Raw genomic sequence first — 14,986 nt, 5'->3', positions numbered from 1 at the left:
TTTTTCTCCTGGATAATTGTTTGGCAATTTCGTGAACAGCCGTTCACACTTATGTCCATATGTTAAAATGGAATAAAAAGGGAGGTTTTAAAAATGACACTCCATAAAAAACTAAGCTTCTTCTTCCTACTTCTTCTTATTGTTACATCAAATTGGCTGATCTATCGCTTAGATATTGTTTCATCTCATCCACCTGAAATGATTTGGGGATCCTTGTTTGATTTTATGCTCGTCATCCCACTTCTCACCTATTTTTATTTTATCCATAAACGCCATTCCTTAACATATATTTTTCCGGTTATGGCAGCTGGTTATTTTGTTGCTCGTTTTGTCATCATTCCGAACGATTATGTCCATACCATCACCTCATTAGGCTACATAGTGATAGGAGCCGAAGCGTTGTTTTTAGTCGTTGAATTTTATATTGTTTATAAAGTACTCCGTACGATTCCAACCATTATAAGCGCCTATCGCACTTACTATGCTCGAGTACCTTTATTCTCATATGCGCTAAAACAGGCTTTAAAAGTCTCCCTGCCTCCTAATAAATTGATTGAAGTATTTACAACCGAAATCGACATGTTTTATCATGCCTTCTTCTCATGGAAAAAACGCCCCATCACAGGGGACTATGCTTATACGTATCATCAAAAAACGAGTGGTATCGCGATTTATATTATGCTCATTCACGCAGTCTTAATCGAGACGATCGGCATTCACTACTTTCTTCACCAATTTAGTTCGACGCTTTCTTATATTTTATTGGCGCTTAATGTGTATACGGTTTTCTTTTTCATTGGTCATATTCAAGCGATTCGCCATAATCCGATTTTGCTCAATAAAGATGAGGTAATTTTGACGTATGGCCTAACGTCACATATGACGATTCCCTATGATCTTATTGAAGGCGTAGCACTGTATACAAGTAAGGAGCTTCCCGATAAACAGCGCCTCAAGAGCGCATTTGACGGACGTATTGCTGATTTTATTGAAGAACCGCCTCACGTCGAAATTGCGCTAAAAAAAACAGTACGTGCACGCTATTTATACGGAATGAAAAAAGAGGTTTCCGTCGTATTTTTAAGAGTAGATGACCCACAGCTATTTTTAAGTGCCTTAAATGACCGCATTGACCGCAACTAATCTTTGCCTACACGCCTCCTCTCGTGGTATATATAACGATAGAAAAGGAATGAGAGGTGCAAAAGCATGACAACATTACTCATTGATATGGATTCGGTCATTTGTGATTTGATGACTCCGTGGCATAAAAGATACAACGAAGACTTTGATGACGATTTATCAGTTGAGCGACTCGCCTGCTGGCAATCAGAGAAGTACGTAAAGCAAGAATGCGGGATAAAAATTTATGATTACCTAGACGAACCTGGTCTTTTTCGCCATTTAGAACCACTTCCTCATGCAATTGAGGTGCTTCAACGCCTCCATGAGAAAATGGAGATTCTAATCGTGACGAGTAGTCGCACGTTCGCGTTTACCGAAAAAGAGCAGTGGGTGAATGAGCATTTGCCGTTTATCGGTGCGAAGAATATCATTTTTACTCACCGAAAAGATAAAGTCTACGGTGATGTCTTATTTGATGATGCGCCTCATAACTTAGAAGCTTTTCGTGCAACAGGCCGTCAAGCAGTGGCTATGAGCTATCCATATAACCAAGATGTGGATGTTCCGCACGTGAGCGACTGGCTTCAATTTGAAAAATGGGTAGATGACTATGTGAGCACGCAAAAAGGGAACGAATGATACCATTCGCTCCCTTTTGTTATGAGGCATAAAAGTCCTTTATAAATCTTTATGAGTGAAAAACATATCCATAATAGCGTGTATAATCTCAACGGATTGATAACATACCACCGAAAGCGCAGCGCTTGAAAATAGCGCCACAACAAGCAGTCTACTGAGTGTCATCATCTTTCCATCTCCCTCGTAAATGAATAGAAAAAGAATGTATTTAGTTTAGCACACGTACAGGTTTGTTCAAGGACAAATGAAAGGGAAAATATCCACAAACACCCAAAAAACTTGTCCATGATAGGCCGTTTCTCTATCTATAGCTGTTTCATACACCCTCTTATCACATACAACATAAACTAAAGCAGAAATACGAGGTGAGATAGTGATGACAAATGAGAAATCCATAGACTTACATGGACTGGTTAAAGACGTTTTTACAAATCAACCTATCTCTAATGCAAAAGTAGAATTATTCGTATCCGATCGTGTACTTACTTCTTTTATCGCCTATACAAATGAACAAGGCTACTTTATTATCGAATCTCCTCTATCTGACGTCACACCTACCATAACCGTTACAGCTACAGATTACGAAACCACTACTGTTGAACTTTCTCGCAGTGATCGATTAGGCAATGTTGAACTAGGTCTTCATCCGCTTTTTATTGACCCTTACCATCTCGGTCATATTTACGATGTAGAATGTTATTTAACTAACAAGCAGGGAGAACTAGTAGATTTAAGAACCGCGAGCGGTATTACTTTTCTAGAAATAGGTCCAAGAATTCCTATTTATAGCCGACTATATACGGATATCCCCTCTTTAATCCATAAAATCCCCGTTTTAATCAAAGGATATGTTGTAATCAAAGTTCAGTCTGAACGAGGCTCGTTTACAACGCCTCCCATTTCTTTTCAAAAAATTGAAACGTTTATGCTCTATGCACCAGAGGGGACCTTATTAGACTTTCAGCTTCATGCGGCCAACTGTGAAGCATCTATTCAATGCCAGCCCGATGAATACGGTATATCACGCTTTCAAGAACTTACCGTATCCATTGATTTACACGAACATATTTCTGTTACAGCAAAAGAAGAGTAAAAGTTACTTCGATAGACCTATCTACTGTTACACCAACTTCGTCAAGGTCACACATTTTTTGTCGAAAAATCCGCTTTATTGCGAATGAATAGTTTTAATTTTTCAGAATAATTTGTAAAATATCTGTAATCATAACTAGTACCATTGCGCCTATTCGCACGATGCGCTCCTTTATATACTAGAAGCAATACGGAGCGAGGAGGCATTTGAATGAGAAATTGGACATTTAACGATGAGAAAAGTGGGAACGAAACATGCTGACGGTAGATATGTATTTATGCAGACCGGACGCGACCATTGATGATGTTTCTGCCGTTAGTCAAAATCCATACCGCTATTTTATTCATCTAGACGACAAACGTGTTCACTTTATGATGGATTCATTAGCAGTGACCGACTTAAAAGGGGCGATTGTGCTTCGCTACGGTGATGAAGTATTAATTGGCTTTGAACAATGTGATCAGCTCGAACAGCTGTGGTCCTTCTTGTTGAACGCTCTTGAAATACTAGATGAGAAAAAAATCGTCGAAGGGTTCGTTCCTGATCAGTCATCTATGACCATTCAGCAGCTTTCTAGTCAGCAGATTGAATTTTGCTTAAATCAGCGGAAATGGACATTTTCCAAAAAAGAGTTTTTCTCTGTTCTCTTACAACATGCTGAGCACTTTTTTATTCGCATGGAAGAAATGCTTTCGTCAAAAACGTATTTAAGACAGCTCAATCAAATAAAACGTATGCAGCGCTTTGCTCATTAACAAAAAGAGGGATGAACCAATGGTTCATCCCTTTTTCAACGACTGATTTCCCGTGTACTTACCCGGAATCCGAATATAAAAAGCCACGCCATCTGCTGTATTTCGTGCATAGACATTAGCACGATATAATGAGGCAATCCGCTTTACGATTGCTAGTCCTAGACCGTATTGGCCTTTTTTTCCTTTTTGGAACGGCTCAAATAAATGAGCAAGCAGCGCTTCTTCGATTGGTGGACCATCGTTTGCAAAACAAATAAGAATGTCTCCGTCTACGGATTTAATGGAAATATCAATTTGCTCTTTTGCATATTTTAGTGCATTATCAAACAAATTCTCAAATACGACTTTCCACTGCTCCTCGTCACTATAAAAAGGAACTTCCTCTACGTTAATCGTTACATTAACTTCCGATTTGCGTGTGTGAAGTCTCATTTTCACTTCTTCAATTAGCTGTCTAAAATCGACAGAATCAGCACGTAGATTTTGCTGTGCCATATAATCAAGCTTTGTTAAGTAGAGAAGATCTTTTATTTTTAGCTGCAGACGATCGGCCTCTTTTTGAATGGTGTCTAGTGACGTCTCAAATGTACCATTTGGGTAGATACCGTCCCTCAGAGCCTCAGTATAACTTTGAATGACCATGATGGGCGTTTTAAGATCATGAGAAATGTGTTGCAGCATAGACTGCTGCGCCTCATCCTGTGCCTTTAGTTGTATTCGCATTGAATCAATAGATGCTGCAAGGACACCAATCTCATCTTTTCGGTCCATCATAATCGGTTCGTCCCACTGTCGCTTAGCAATGCGCTGTACATGTTTTTTCATTTCAACAATGGGCTTTGCAAGCCATTTTGAAAATAGAAGTACAATCCCAATTCCGCAAAGCAATACAAGAATAATGAGTACCATTAGACGACTCAATAACGTTTTAACGAGTTCTTGTCGGTACGAATCCCACATGTATGACACATGATAATAGTTTTCTTCGCCAATCTTCACCTTGCGAATAATGTAAAACATTACATCTCCTTTTACAGTGAGTGTGTAACGTTTTTCATTCACCTCTTGAAGAAGAGCCTCTTTATAGAAACGCTTCACTGCCCAGTTGGGAAGCTCGCTTTTTTGATAAAGCTGTCCTTTTTCATTAATAAAAAGATGCTGAACGGAGCGCAAATTTTGAATTTGCTTTTGACTGCGCGTTGACTGGAGTGATCGATCACCGTACGTAAACAATTGCTGAGAAGCTTCAATATTTGAATAAATTTCATTTTTAAAAAATGTATGAAGCGTTCCCTTAATAAGAAAAATGAGCGTAATGCCGATAATGACAATAAGCAGCGAAAAAACAAGTAAGATTTGAGCAAATAATGGCCTGTTTTTCATTGCTCAACAGACCTATATCCGAATCCATAAATCGTTTCTACGAGTAAATCTGGAAGCTTTTTTCGAATCCGACGAATCGTATCGTCAACGACACGATCAGATCCAAAGTAATCATCTCCCCATATTTGCTGTAAAATCTGCTCTCTCGAATAGGCTCTTCCCGTATTCTTAGCAAATAAGCAAAGCAAATCAAACTCTTTTGAAGAAAGCACAACCTCTTCATTTCCTGCCTGAATGGTTCTTCTTTGCTCGTTAATCAGGTACGTTCCAAATTGAATCGTCATTCCACCCGACTTCCCGTACACTCGCTCTAGAAGTTTTTTAGCTCGTACCACAAGCTCTTTTGGTAAAAATGGCTTGGCTAAATAGTCATCGCTCCCCATCTCTAAGCCAATGATGCGATCCAAGTCTTCATCGCGCGCCGAAATAAAAATGACTGGAATATTTTCATCCGCTTGCTTAATTTCTTTAATGAGCTCATATCCATCAATATCGGGAAGCATAATATCCAAGATCCAAAGATGTGGACGATTGCCAATTTGAGCCTTGGCACTTAAACCATCTAAAAAGGCAGACACGTTCCATCCTTCATTTTCTAAATAGGTTTTTAACACCTGATTTAAATTTTGTTCATCTTCCACTAAATAAACCGTGTATGTCATCTTAAATCCCCCACGTATAGAGGGGACGTTACGTAACCGCCCCCTCTACTATCCATGTTCTATCATTATATGTACGTTCTTATCTTTAGCCGTTTTATTCATTTTATGAGAACTTTGTCCAAATGCTTTTCATCGCATTTGGACGTACGAACGGTTTGTAATTTAAGACCGCTTCTCTTGATTATAAAAGTCTCCGAGCATTTCATCAAGGATATGAGTAATTGCACCAGAATCTCGTTTTTCAATCGCTGTATCCAATTGTTTTAGCTGTTCACGACGTTCCTTTTTCCATGTCACACGCTGAATTCTCTCCACGTTCATCGCTCCTGTTCGTTTTCCATTGATTTCCGTAGGCTCTTCACGTGATGCATCAATTTGTTGAGTTGTCTCTGTATCCCCTGTTAGCTTTTCAAGGTCGTCCTTCCACTCAGGTTTTTGACCGCTATCTGTCTGCTGAAGCTTTTTGAATTTATCTTCTAATGATTTTAAGTCAGTGCCATAACGGATGTCATCGTCTTCTGATGAACCACCGTTTGATAAAGGTGCCTGATCTTGGCCTATTTGTTTTTGTTGAGAAGCTGCCATAATTGTGATATGTGGAAAAGCTAATGTGAAGGCGATACCTCCAGCAATCCATTTTGCTTTCATACTCATCTATCATCACTCCTAAGTTTCTGTTCCCTTATTTTTTCTAATCTTAACCTCTATTTGAGGTCGAATCATCAAAACATTGTGTGAAATTATGTGATTATTTTGGATTCACTTCCCACATCCCCCCTAACAGTCCTTCCGTTAGGGGGGATGTGGGAAGCATAAGCGTCTGTCGCCTTCCCTTACGGGCTGACGCCATCCGCATATGTAGGTCTTTTTGGGTTGGTTCGGGGAGGTCTGGGTAGGCCCTGTTTGGGAGGGGGGCTTTTTGTTTTGTGAAGCATTCTTTTTTTCTGGAACATCGTTTTGGTAGAAACTGCTCGATTGGGTAATAGCCTTATCCTTTTCGAGTGGTCCGTTTTTACGTGGAACTTTACTGGTGGAGAGCTATTAAACCGCATTTTTGGTCAACCTCCCTGGTGGGTTGACCGTGTTTTAGATCGGGAAACCTTTTTGGGTGGTGCTTTGGCGCCTCGTTGATCAGGTAGTAGCTTTGTCCCTTTCGAGTGGGCCGTTTTTCATGTGACCTTACTGCTGCGGGCTTTGAGAAACGTATTTCTTGTCAATCTCCCTGGTGGGTTGACTTTGATTGGATGGGTAAACCTTTACGTAGTATGAATAATGGGTTTTTATTAGTTAACGGTCTTTATTTAGTTAGTTCGAGTTTTAGTTTAAAATTCCTTTTAAAAAATGATTCACGAAGCATTTTCTTTTTTACTTGTGAAGGGCGTAATGGGTTTAAAAAAGCACGACGCTGTGAAAGTAGCGCCGTGCTTTTGGTGTTATTAAGATGATTTAATGTCCATGTCGTCCGTTGAGCCCATTTTTTCTTGCACTTTTTTAATAATAAAGAATGTGTAGATGGCAATAAAGATGCTGAATACCCACGTGATGACTTGTCGAATGACAATCATATTGCCGTAGCCTTCCACTCCAAATTTTTGCAGCAAGTATAGTTTAACAATGCCTAGCAAAATGTAGCGCAGTGCAAAAAGGAGTGTGAGCCATTGAAACATTGAGAACAACGGTTTTTCTTTGAATAGTGGTAGGCTTTCTTCTCTTTTGTACCCCATGAGATAAGCTGTATCCACGAAAAAGTATAGGCCAAGCGGCTTTTTGATTAGCATGGTAATAAACAATACGACTCCTAGTCCAAACATAAAGTAGGCTTGGTTTACGAGCATCGTATCGGCTTTGCCTGAGATAATGTCAACGATCGTACGAATTAAAAGAGTAATGACTAAAAATAGCCCCGTTACGTTAAACTGCTTTTCTTTCACAAATGTGTAGATCGTGTAGATAAAGGCTGGAGCAGTTGATAGTAGGATGGCATAATAGTCACCTAAAAAGTGTCGGCCTTGATTCCAAATTAGGTAAGGCAACGCAATGTAAAATAGCAAATCAAATATCACTTTATTTTTCATTCAATCTCTCGCTCCTATTGAAAACAATATAATGATTTAGCAAACCGTTAAATAACTGAATTTTCTTTTCTCTCCTTTAGCTATGTGTCCTATCATATCATTTTTTCTAAAGTGACGTCATCTACTTTCGTCATTTCATCTTTCATCCCGCTAATTCGTTGTTTCATTCCCCTTCAATATGTAAGGGTTTTCTTTCTTGAGTTAGCAGAAAACCCTTGTGCAGAGGGAATTTTTTAACAAAATTACATATACTATCTATGAGCATAAAGAGATAATTTGTGACAAATTTGTGATAAACTCTAGTTGAAATGGATTGATAGAGGTTTTACATACTAACAACGAATATCAGCATGAACCTCTTGCTTAAGGAGTGAACAGAATGAGTGAACAGCAGGCACGTTTTTGTCGCGAATCGCTTGTCGTAAAAACAAGCCGTGTGTTTCCAATGGATACAAACAATCATGATACGCTATTTGGCGGAAAGTTGATGAGTTATATTGATGATGTAGCTTCAATTTCTGCCGCACGCCACGGACGCTTTGAAACCGTGACGGCTTCTACAGATTCAGTGGATTTTCTACGTCCAATTGGTCAACAGCACTCCGTGTGCCTAGAATCCTACGTAACGTGGGCAGGAACGTCTTCAATGGAAGTGTTTGTGAAAGTTATTTCAGAGGAGTTGCGCACAGGGAAACGAGAGCTTGCCGCAACTGCTTTTTTAACGTTTGTCGCATTAGATGACGATGGCAAGCCTGTACGAGTGCCACGTGTCATTCCAGAGACGGAAGAAGAATTTATGCTTCATGCTTCTGGGGAAGAACGTGCAATTGAACGAAAAGCGCGTAAAAAACGCAGCCAAAGCTTAGCGAAAAAAATTGGCATTCAAAAACCCTGGGAATAAAAAAAGAATCCAAACGGATTCTTTTTTTGTTTTATTTGCCGATAAACATCTGTGTCCAGTACGTTGTACCGTCACTCCCCTTAACAAAACCTACTCCAATAGCAGTGAAGTTTGCGCTTAAAATGTTAGCGCGGTGACCGGAACTGTTCATCCAGCTGTTCATTACCTCTTCAGGCGTTTGTTGACCTTTAGCGATGTTTTCGCCTGCTGCACGGTACGTAATCCCAAACTGCTTCATCATATCAAATGGTGAGCCGTATGTTGGAGATTGATGATCGAAATAACCCTTTGTCATCATATCTTTTGATTTTGTACGCGCTACGTCACTTAATTTTGTATCTAGTTGTAGCGGTGAAAGTCCTGCCTTTTTGCGCTCTTGGTTTACTAGAGTAGCAACTTGCTTTTCGAATTCACTCACGCTTGTTGCTTGTGCAGTAGGCTGCGTTTGCTTGACCGGCTGTGTTTGTGTTTGTTTAACCGGTTGTGTTGGTTGTGACGTTACTTTTTGCGGGACAGAATATGTTCCATAAAATTGATTTAGCCATTTCTCTAAATCTTCCATGCTTGTCGCATTGTATGTATACACATACTTCTTTACTGTCGGTTGTGTTTGTGTTGCTGCATCAGCTTGTCCGCCCGCAAACATTGTCGTTGTTGCAAGAGTGGCACCTGCTAAGATAACTCCTAGTTTTTTCATGTGTCATGACCTCCTGTTTTTACGACCCCCACTTATATAATCCATAAATTCTTTCAAACTCTCAATGTGAAAATTATCCCATTTTAACGGTCCCTTTCGACCCATGACGAAAAACCCCTTTACTTGCAAGGGGTTTCAATAGTTTCAAAATTTAATATGTAAATAATGGAATGCTTGTTATTTCTTTTTTTTCTGTTCCATGATTACGTATTTACCAGAATACGTCTTACTCAAAAAAGCAATGCCTCGCTCTTTTTTCTCAAATAGAAAGGACGAACCCATTTGTTGATTGAACGTCCACCCCTCCTTTTTCATTTCTTCAATAAAGGTAAAATAGTCTTTTCCCTTCATCAGATACGACATAGGCTTATTTTTCACTTGAACAACTGAATGGTCTCCAGCTTCTATTTTTACCATTCCAATTAAATATGGAAGCGGGTTACCCTCTTGAAATAATTGACGACCGAAAAAGATAAAAAACACAATCAGCATTAACCCAACAACGAGCGTAATTTGCTTTTTCATACACGCCTCCTAGTAAAAAGTTTCCTTTTCTAGTTATGTTCGAACAAAAATAAAAAAAACCTTCTATTTTACTAAAAATGAAGGTTTTCTTTTTGTGCTATTTTATAAAAGCTTGTACATGCAATACTCGTCCACAAATTCTCCATTGATTAAAAGAGAGGCAACCTTCTCTCCTTCAATTTCAAACCCCATATTTTGATAGAGTCTTAGTGCACGCTCATTGTGTTTCATCACCGTTAATTCCAAGCGTTTTAAATCTTTGGCTTCTGCCCAATGAATAATCGTTTCAAAAAGTTTCGTGCCAATCTTTTTACCCTGGTGATCGTCTACTACCCCAATTACGATATAGGCACAGTGACGTTTTCTTTTTAACTGATTTCCCATTCCAAATATGTATCCAATGAGCTCCCCATTATCCTCGGCTACAAAAGCTGTGGAAAGCTCGTCTTTGACAATGCGCTCAATACTTTCTCTTTGCTTCGTCTCCGTTGTTTCTCTTTCTCCACCTTCATATAGCATAAAACCTGTTTCATCAACTTTTTTCAGCAATGAAACAAATGCTGATGCATCATCTGGCTGTAACAAGCGAATATCCATGAAGCTTCCCCCTAGAGTCATTCTTTTTTGATAATTCAATATTATATCACTTCTTTACAAGAGATTGAATGACCTAACTGGGGATTTCAGTTTAGTATTTTGCTCCTACTTGTGGTTGTAGGTGTTTTTAATGCATTTCTTACATTTCATCAATGATTGTTACACCTTTGCAAAGATTGTAGTGAAAACTTCAAAAAAAAGCGACGATATGTAATCGAATAATTTGATAGGATAGTAATAAGATACTTATTCGCTCAATTACAAAACAAAGGGATGTTTAAAATGAAAACAATGAACTGTTCATCATTTTTAGAAGAAACATTTCCGGATATCCATATTGAAAAACCATTATTTTATCATGCTCCAAATGGCATTCGATTTCAACTTGGGGATACCGATCAAGCTTGGGATCAAGAATATATGTCAAGGGTGTATAAACGTGCCATCGCTCTATTTGAGGCTCTTCATTCTAGTCGTGATCATGTGATGCTTATTATCCACTTAAACCGTGCAGAAAAGCCCCACAATATGAAAAAAGCCCTCCATACGTTGAAACGTTTTTTACGCAAGAAATCCATTGGACATTCAACTGAAATAATGATTGATAAACAGCAGGATCAGGAGCGAAAGTCACTTCGTCTTCTAGTTACGTGCCAATTAGCGGATATGAAACATGAATCCTTGCTAAAAGCGATCGCAAATCGAGACTTACAAATCCGTCCGTTTATTGAAGGGGATTGCTATTTTATTAACTTGGAGAAGAAGACGATCTATCATCTTTATGATGATCGAAAGCTAGACATCGTCTCCAATAACGAGCAATCATTAGATCCTTTATACAAAAACTACCAGGACTGGATTCTTGATTACGATACGCGTTCACAATATGATCGAAAATGTTGTCTGTAATGACTAAAAATAGAAAAAACTGCAAAAGGGAGGAATATAGCATTCCTCCCTTTTACTTACTCCCTACTGTCTTCACCCAAGAATCCGTCAGGCGAACTAATTCGTCCTGCTGCTGCTTCGTTGAGATGATCGCCTTGCGATCACCCTTTTGCTCTCCGTACCACCCGAACTGCCCATGATTTCCACCTTTTATCGTTTGATATTCCGTATCTGCTGGAAGTAGTGATTTTCCATGCTTCCATTTTGATCGATTAATGACACCGTCTTTTTCTGCGAAAACGGATAACACCGGTAAATCAACGCGCGAAAAATCATTTTTGTTCATCGGATAGGACGCAAACAAAAAGAGCCCTGATAGATCCTTTTGATGATTATAGGTATATTTTGCTGCTGAAACTCCACCTAGCGAATGTCCTCCAATAAACCATGTGCCTACATCTGAATAATCAGCCTGTATATCACTGGCTATATTCGTCCCGAGAAAAGAAATATGAAGCGGAAATTTAGCAATGGTCACAAGGTATCCTTTTTTTGCAAGTTCTTGCGCATAGTATCCATATGACATCGCTTCTACTTTTGCCCCAGGATAAAAGATAATGCCAGCCTTGGCATCTCCATCAGGCAAAAAGGCGACATAGTCATCCCGCTGCACAATATTCTTTTCGCTAACATGTGAATATAGCTTTGACGATGGTTCATACGTAAAGTGTGACCAGACGAAAAAAACAACGGATGCAACAAGGGCCAAAACAATAACAGCCACAGCAAAAATACTTGCTATCTTCTGAAAAGTTAACCCTTTCCTTGCTACTCGTTCTGTTTCCATTCATTTATCACCCTATTCAAAGGATTCACCAACAGCTTTCGAGAAGAAAAAGCCTTCTCCCACTTAGTGTAACCTATTTTATTAAAAACCTTCTTATGAGTACGCTTCTTTTCCTACGAATGCAGGGGAAGCGTGATCTCTACCTTTGTTCCGATATGAAGCTTGCTTTTGATCGTCATATCTCCGTGATGTTCTTTTAAAATCTTTTGGCTAATCATCAAACCTAACCCTGTTCCCTTTTCTTTTGTACTATAAAAAGGCTCGCCTAAATGTTTAATTCGCTCAGGAGAAATGCCCACGCCTTCATCGATAAAGATAATGTGCACCCTATTGTGATGTTGTGCTAGCTGAATCGTCACCGTTCCACCACTCTCCATCGATTCAATGGAGTTTTTAATAATATTGAGAAAAACCTGCTTCAGCTGATTTTCATCTGCATAGATCGGTGCCGACTGCACTTGAAAATCTGTATGAATATGAACATTCGTAAGTACGCCTTCAATTTCTGCCACCGCCACGATGCTTTTAATAATTTTAATCGCATCTTTTTTCTCAAAAATGACGGCCTGTGGTCTTGCTAACGCTAAAAACTCGTTCGTAATAAACTCAATTCGACTCAGTTCTTCTAGCATAATGTGATAAAACGGGAACGGTTCGCCTTGTTCGTTTAACAGCTGTAAAAAGCCTTTTAACGATGTAAGAGGATTTCGAATTTCATGAGCTACCCCCGCTGCTAGCTGACCAATGAGCGCAAGCTGCTTTGATTTCCGCAATATATCTTCTGTTTTTTTACGTGCCGTAATGTCTCGCGTCGTGGCAGAAAATCCGACTGCTTTCCCACTTTCATCACGAATAGGGCTCATCGTAATACTCGCATCAAATGAGGAGCCGTCTTTTCGATATCTCGTCGTTTCATATCCGTTAATGACGGCACCCGTTTCTAATTCATTGATGAATGTGACGAGTTCGTAATTCTTGTCTCCTTGAAGAAGCGCAATATTTTGTCCTACAATTTCATCCTTCGTCCAGCCATAGACATGCTGAAACGCTTCGTTTACTCGAAGAATGGTTCCGTCCTTTTTCGCTAATGCAATCGTATCGGACGTATTTTCAAAAAATGATTCTAAAATTTCTTTTGTTTCCATGAGCTCGACTTCCATATGACGCTTTTTCGTCACGTCTTTTGCAATTCCAAATACTCCTTTAATCGCGCCGTCTACTACAATAGGCACGTTCGTAATAATTAGAATGAGCTTTTCACCGCTTTTAGAAATCACAAAGGTTTCGTATGAACTCGTTTCACCGTTTAATGCTTTCTGGAAATGACGTGTTGTATTACGATAATTCTCTGGCTGTGTAAAATCATGAAAGTGACGCTTTACGATCTCCTTTTTTGTAAACCCACTTAGCTTTTCAGTAGCCGGGTTAATTTCTAAAATACGACCGTTAAGATCTAGCATATAGATGCCTTCTGGGTGATAATCCACGAGTGATTTATAGCGCTGTTCACTTTCCGCTAGCTTCATTTCCATCTCTTTACGGGATGTAATATCGCGCCCAATAATGACCGTTCCTTGTTGATCACCGTTTTCGGAAAATAAAGCGGAACTAATAATATCAAAGATATATTGTTCTCCGTTTACCTCAATAGTGTATTCAGCTTGAATCGGTTCTCCTGTTACACGGGCACGTTCATTTTGTCTCGTTAAATTTTCTAGAAGTTCCTTATATTTCGGATATAAAGCGGAAAGCTCTTCATTTGTTTTTCCTTTATAAAACTGCTGCTCCATTCGCAAAAGGGTCTCAAGGGAATGGTTGACATCTAGCCAGTTTCCTTCTTGATCTTCTACGATGACAAGATCAGTCATAGAGTTAATTAACGTTTTGAAACGCTTCTCGACGAGTTCGTCTAAAAACAGCTTTGATTTATCACGCTCCACAGCTAGACTGACCAAATAGCTGCACGTATCAATGACCTCTAATTCAAACTCATCGGGCTCATATGGATGCTCATAGTACATGGAAAATGTCCCAACAGGCTGATGATCGATTTTGATCGGAGCAGACCATGATGCATGAATATGGTGATCAAGCGCTATTTTCCGCTGAGGGCCGCTCCATAGTTCATGATCTTCTTGGATATTTGAACAAATGACGATGTCATTTCGGGCAATAGAGGCACCGCAAGACCCTACAGATGAACCAATTTGTAGACAATTGATAGCTTGAATGAAGGATGCCGGAAGAGTAGGGGCAGCCTGCATGACAAGGTTCTGACGAATCTCATCGTATAAGAGAACAGAGCAGTGAACGCCACAATCTAATAGCTCCTCTATCTCCATTGAAAGTTCACTCAAAATGGTTTTAAATAACTTTCCATTTACAATCTTTCTTGCGGTACGCTGCTTAATATGTAAAAGTGATTCGCGATTTTTACGCGATGTGATGTCGTGTAGCGTCACAAGAAAACAAGACTCCTCACCAGGTATATGAATAGGCTGGACCTTCGTGTCGATCCACTTCAGTTTGTTTTCTAAATGTACCGATCGTATTAAAATTTGCTGTGGCTTTTTTCGGTGGGGCAGTTCGAGCATCTGCTGAAACGCTTCTCGATCCTTAGGATGAATATAGTCATATAATGTCTCGTAAGACGCATGTGTATTTGTTTGTAAAGCTTCTTGTGCATATTGATTTTTATGCAAAATACGCCCAGACAAATCAATAAAAATAATGGGTAATGGAATCATTTCGTATGCTTCTTTATGATCCATTGCACTTGTATTATCTGAGAAAATCATA

16 protein-coding genes are annotated in these 14,986 nt (G+C 39.3%); 6 read left to right on the top strand and 10 right to left on the bottom strand.

Going from position 1 to position 14,986, the window contains the following annotated elements:
• Positions 1 to 93: 93 nt before the first annotated feature.
• Complete coding sequence (locus IE339_RS07155) at positions 94 to 1,143, top strand: hypothetical protein (RefSeq protein ID WP_242175162.1); 1,050 nt, start codon at positions 94 to 96, stop codon at positions 1,141 to 1,143.
• A gap of 66 nt (positions 1,144 to 1,209) precedes the next feature.
• A complete protein-coding gene (locus tag IE339_RS07150) occupies positions 1,210 to 1,764 on the top strand; it encodes a 5' nucleotidase, NT5C type (RefSeq protein ID WP_242175161.1) in 555 nt (184 codons plus the stop codon).
• Positions 1,765 to 1,803: 39 nt separating this feature from the next.
• Here the strand turns inward: IE339_RS07150 and IE339_RS24665 are convergent, their stop codons facing one another.
• The gene (locus IE339_RS24665) at positions 1,804 to 1,932 is read right to left on the bottom strand and encodes a hypothetical protein (RefSeq protein WP_277933956.1); all 129 of its coding nucleotides are present in this window, start codon (positions 1,930 to 1,932) and stop codon (positions 1,804 to 1,806) included.
• Positions 1,933 to 2,140: 208 nt separating this feature from the next.
• Here IE339_RS24665 and IE339_RS07145 point away from each other — a divergent pair, with 208 nt between their 5' ends.
• Positions 2,141 to 2,857 (top strand): carboxypeptidase-like regulatory domain-containing protein, encoded by a 717-nt coding sequence (locus IE339_RS07145; RefSeq protein WP_242175160.1) that lies wholly within the window; start codon positions 2,141 to 2,143, stop codon positions 2,855 to 2,857.
• A gap of 254 nt (positions 2,858 to 3,111) precedes the next feature.
• On the top strand, positions 3,112 to 3,612 hold the full coding sequence (locus IE339_RS07140) for a hypothetical protein (RefSeq protein WP_242175158.1): 501 nt from the start codon (positions 3,112 to 3,114) through the stop codon (positions 3,610 to 3,612).
• Positions 3,613 to 3,636: 24 nt separating this feature from the next.
• Here IE339_RS07140 and IE339_RS07135 read toward each other — a convergent pair whose 3' ends face one another.
• The 4 genes from IE339_RS07135 to IE339_RS07120 form a co-directional block, all read right to left on the bottom strand.
• Positions 3,637 to 4,995: a sensor histidine kinase gene (locus IE339_RS07135; RefSeq protein ID WP_242175157.1), complete on the bottom strand. Its 1,359-nt coding sequence runs from the start codon at positions 4,993 to 4,995 to the stop codon at positions 3,637 to 3,639.
• Positions 4,992 to 5,657, bottom strand: coding sequence for a response regulator transcription factor (locus tag IE339_RS07130; RefSeq protein WP_053400017.1), 666 nt, complete (start codon positions 5,655 to 5,657; stop codon positions 4,992 to 4,994). The genes IE339_RS07135 and IE339_RS07130 overlap by 4 nt, the downstream gene beginning before the upstream one ends.
• 162 nt (positions 5,658 to 5,819) lie before the next feature.
• On the bottom strand, positions 5,820 to 6,311 hold the full coding sequence (locus tag IE339_RS07125; protein WP_242175156.1) for a hypothetical protein: 492 nt from the start codon (positions 6,309 to 6,311) through the stop codon (positions 5,820 to 5,822).
• 782 nt (positions 6,312 to 7,093) lie between these two features.
• Positions 7,094 to 7,732, bottom strand: a complete 639-nt coding sequence (locus IE339_RS07120; protein WP_053400015.1) for a VC0807 family protein — start codon at positions 7,730 to 7,732, stop codon at positions 7,094 to 7,096.
• Positions 7,733 to 8,111: 379 nt separating this feature from the next.
• Here IE339_RS07120 and IE339_RS07115 point away from each other — a divergent pair, with 379 nt between their 5' ends.
• Positions 8,112 to 8,633 (top strand): acyl-CoA thioesterase, encoded by a 522-nt coding sequence (locus tag IE339_RS07115; RefSeq protein ID WP_242175155.1) that lies wholly within the window; start codon positions 8,112 to 8,114, stop codon positions 8,631 to 8,633.
• A gap of 31 nt (positions 8,634 to 8,664) precedes the next feature.
• Here IE339_RS07115 and IE339_RS07110 read toward each other — a convergent pair whose 3' ends face one another.
• The 3 genes from IE339_RS07110 to IE339_RS07100 all read right to left on the bottom strand — a co-directional run bounded on the left by IE339_RS07110 (position 8,665) and on the right by IE339_RS07100 (position 10,452).
• Complete coding sequence (locus IE339_RS07110) at positions 8,665 to 9,330, bottom strand: CAP domain-containing protein (protein ID WP_242175154.1); 666 nt, start codon at positions 9,328 to 9,330, stop codon at positions 8,665 to 8,667.
• Between the two features lie 177 nt (positions 9,331 to 9,507).
• The gene (locus IE339_RS07105) at positions 9,508 to 9,855 is read right to left on the bottom strand and encodes a hypothetical protein (protein WP_242175153.1); all 348 of its coding nucleotides are present in this window, start codon (positions 9,853 to 9,855) and stop codon (positions 9,508 to 9,510) included.
• 102 nt (positions 9,856 to 9,957) lie between these two features.
• Positions 9,958 to 10,452 carry a GNAT family N-acetyltransferase gene (locus IE339_RS07100; protein WP_242175152.1) on the bottom strand — a complete coding sequence of 165 codons (495 nt, stop codon included), beginning with the start codon at positions 10,450 to 10,452 and terminating at the stop codon, positions 9,958 to 9,960.
• A gap of 282 nt (positions 10,453 to 10,734) precedes the next feature.
• On the opposite strand from IE339_RS07100, the gene IE339_RS07095 reads away from it, so the two are divergent.
• Positions 10,735 to 11,361 (top strand): DUF3885 domain-containing protein, encoded by a 627-nt coding sequence (locus IE339_RS07095; protein WP_053400010.1) that lies wholly within the window; start codon positions 10,735 to 10,737, stop codon positions 11,359 to 11,361.
• Positions 11,362 to 11,413: 52 nt separating this feature from the next.
• On the opposite strand, the gene IE339_RS07090 is transcribed toward IE339_RS07095, so the two are convergent.
• Both IE339_RS07090 and IE339_RS07085 read right to left on the bottom strand, forming a co-directional pair.
• The gene (locus IE339_RS07090; RefSeq protein WP_242175151.1) at positions 11,414 to 12,187 is read right to left on the bottom strand and encodes an alpha/beta hydrolase; all 774 of its coding nucleotides are present in this window, start codon (positions 12,185 to 12,187) and stop codon (positions 11,414 to 11,416) included.
• Between the two features lie 113 nt (positions 12,188 to 12,300).
• The gene (locus IE339_RS07085; RefSeq protein WP_242175150.1) at positions 12,301 to 14,985 is read right to left on the bottom strand and encodes a PAS domain S-box protein; all 2,685 of its coding nucleotides are present in this window, start codon (positions 14,983 to 14,985) and stop codon (positions 12,301 to 12,303) included.
• Between the last annotated feature and the right edge of the window lies 1 nt (position 14,986).

This window comes from Priestia koreensis (assembly GCF_022646885.1).
In the GTDB taxonomy this organism is placed as follows: Bacteria; Bacillota; Bacilli; order Bacillales; family Bacillaceae_H; genus Bacillus_AG; species Bacillus_AG koreensis_A.
The sequence above is the reverse complement of the archived record's forward strand: the minus strand, read 5'-3'. Positions and strand labels throughout refer to the sequence as shown.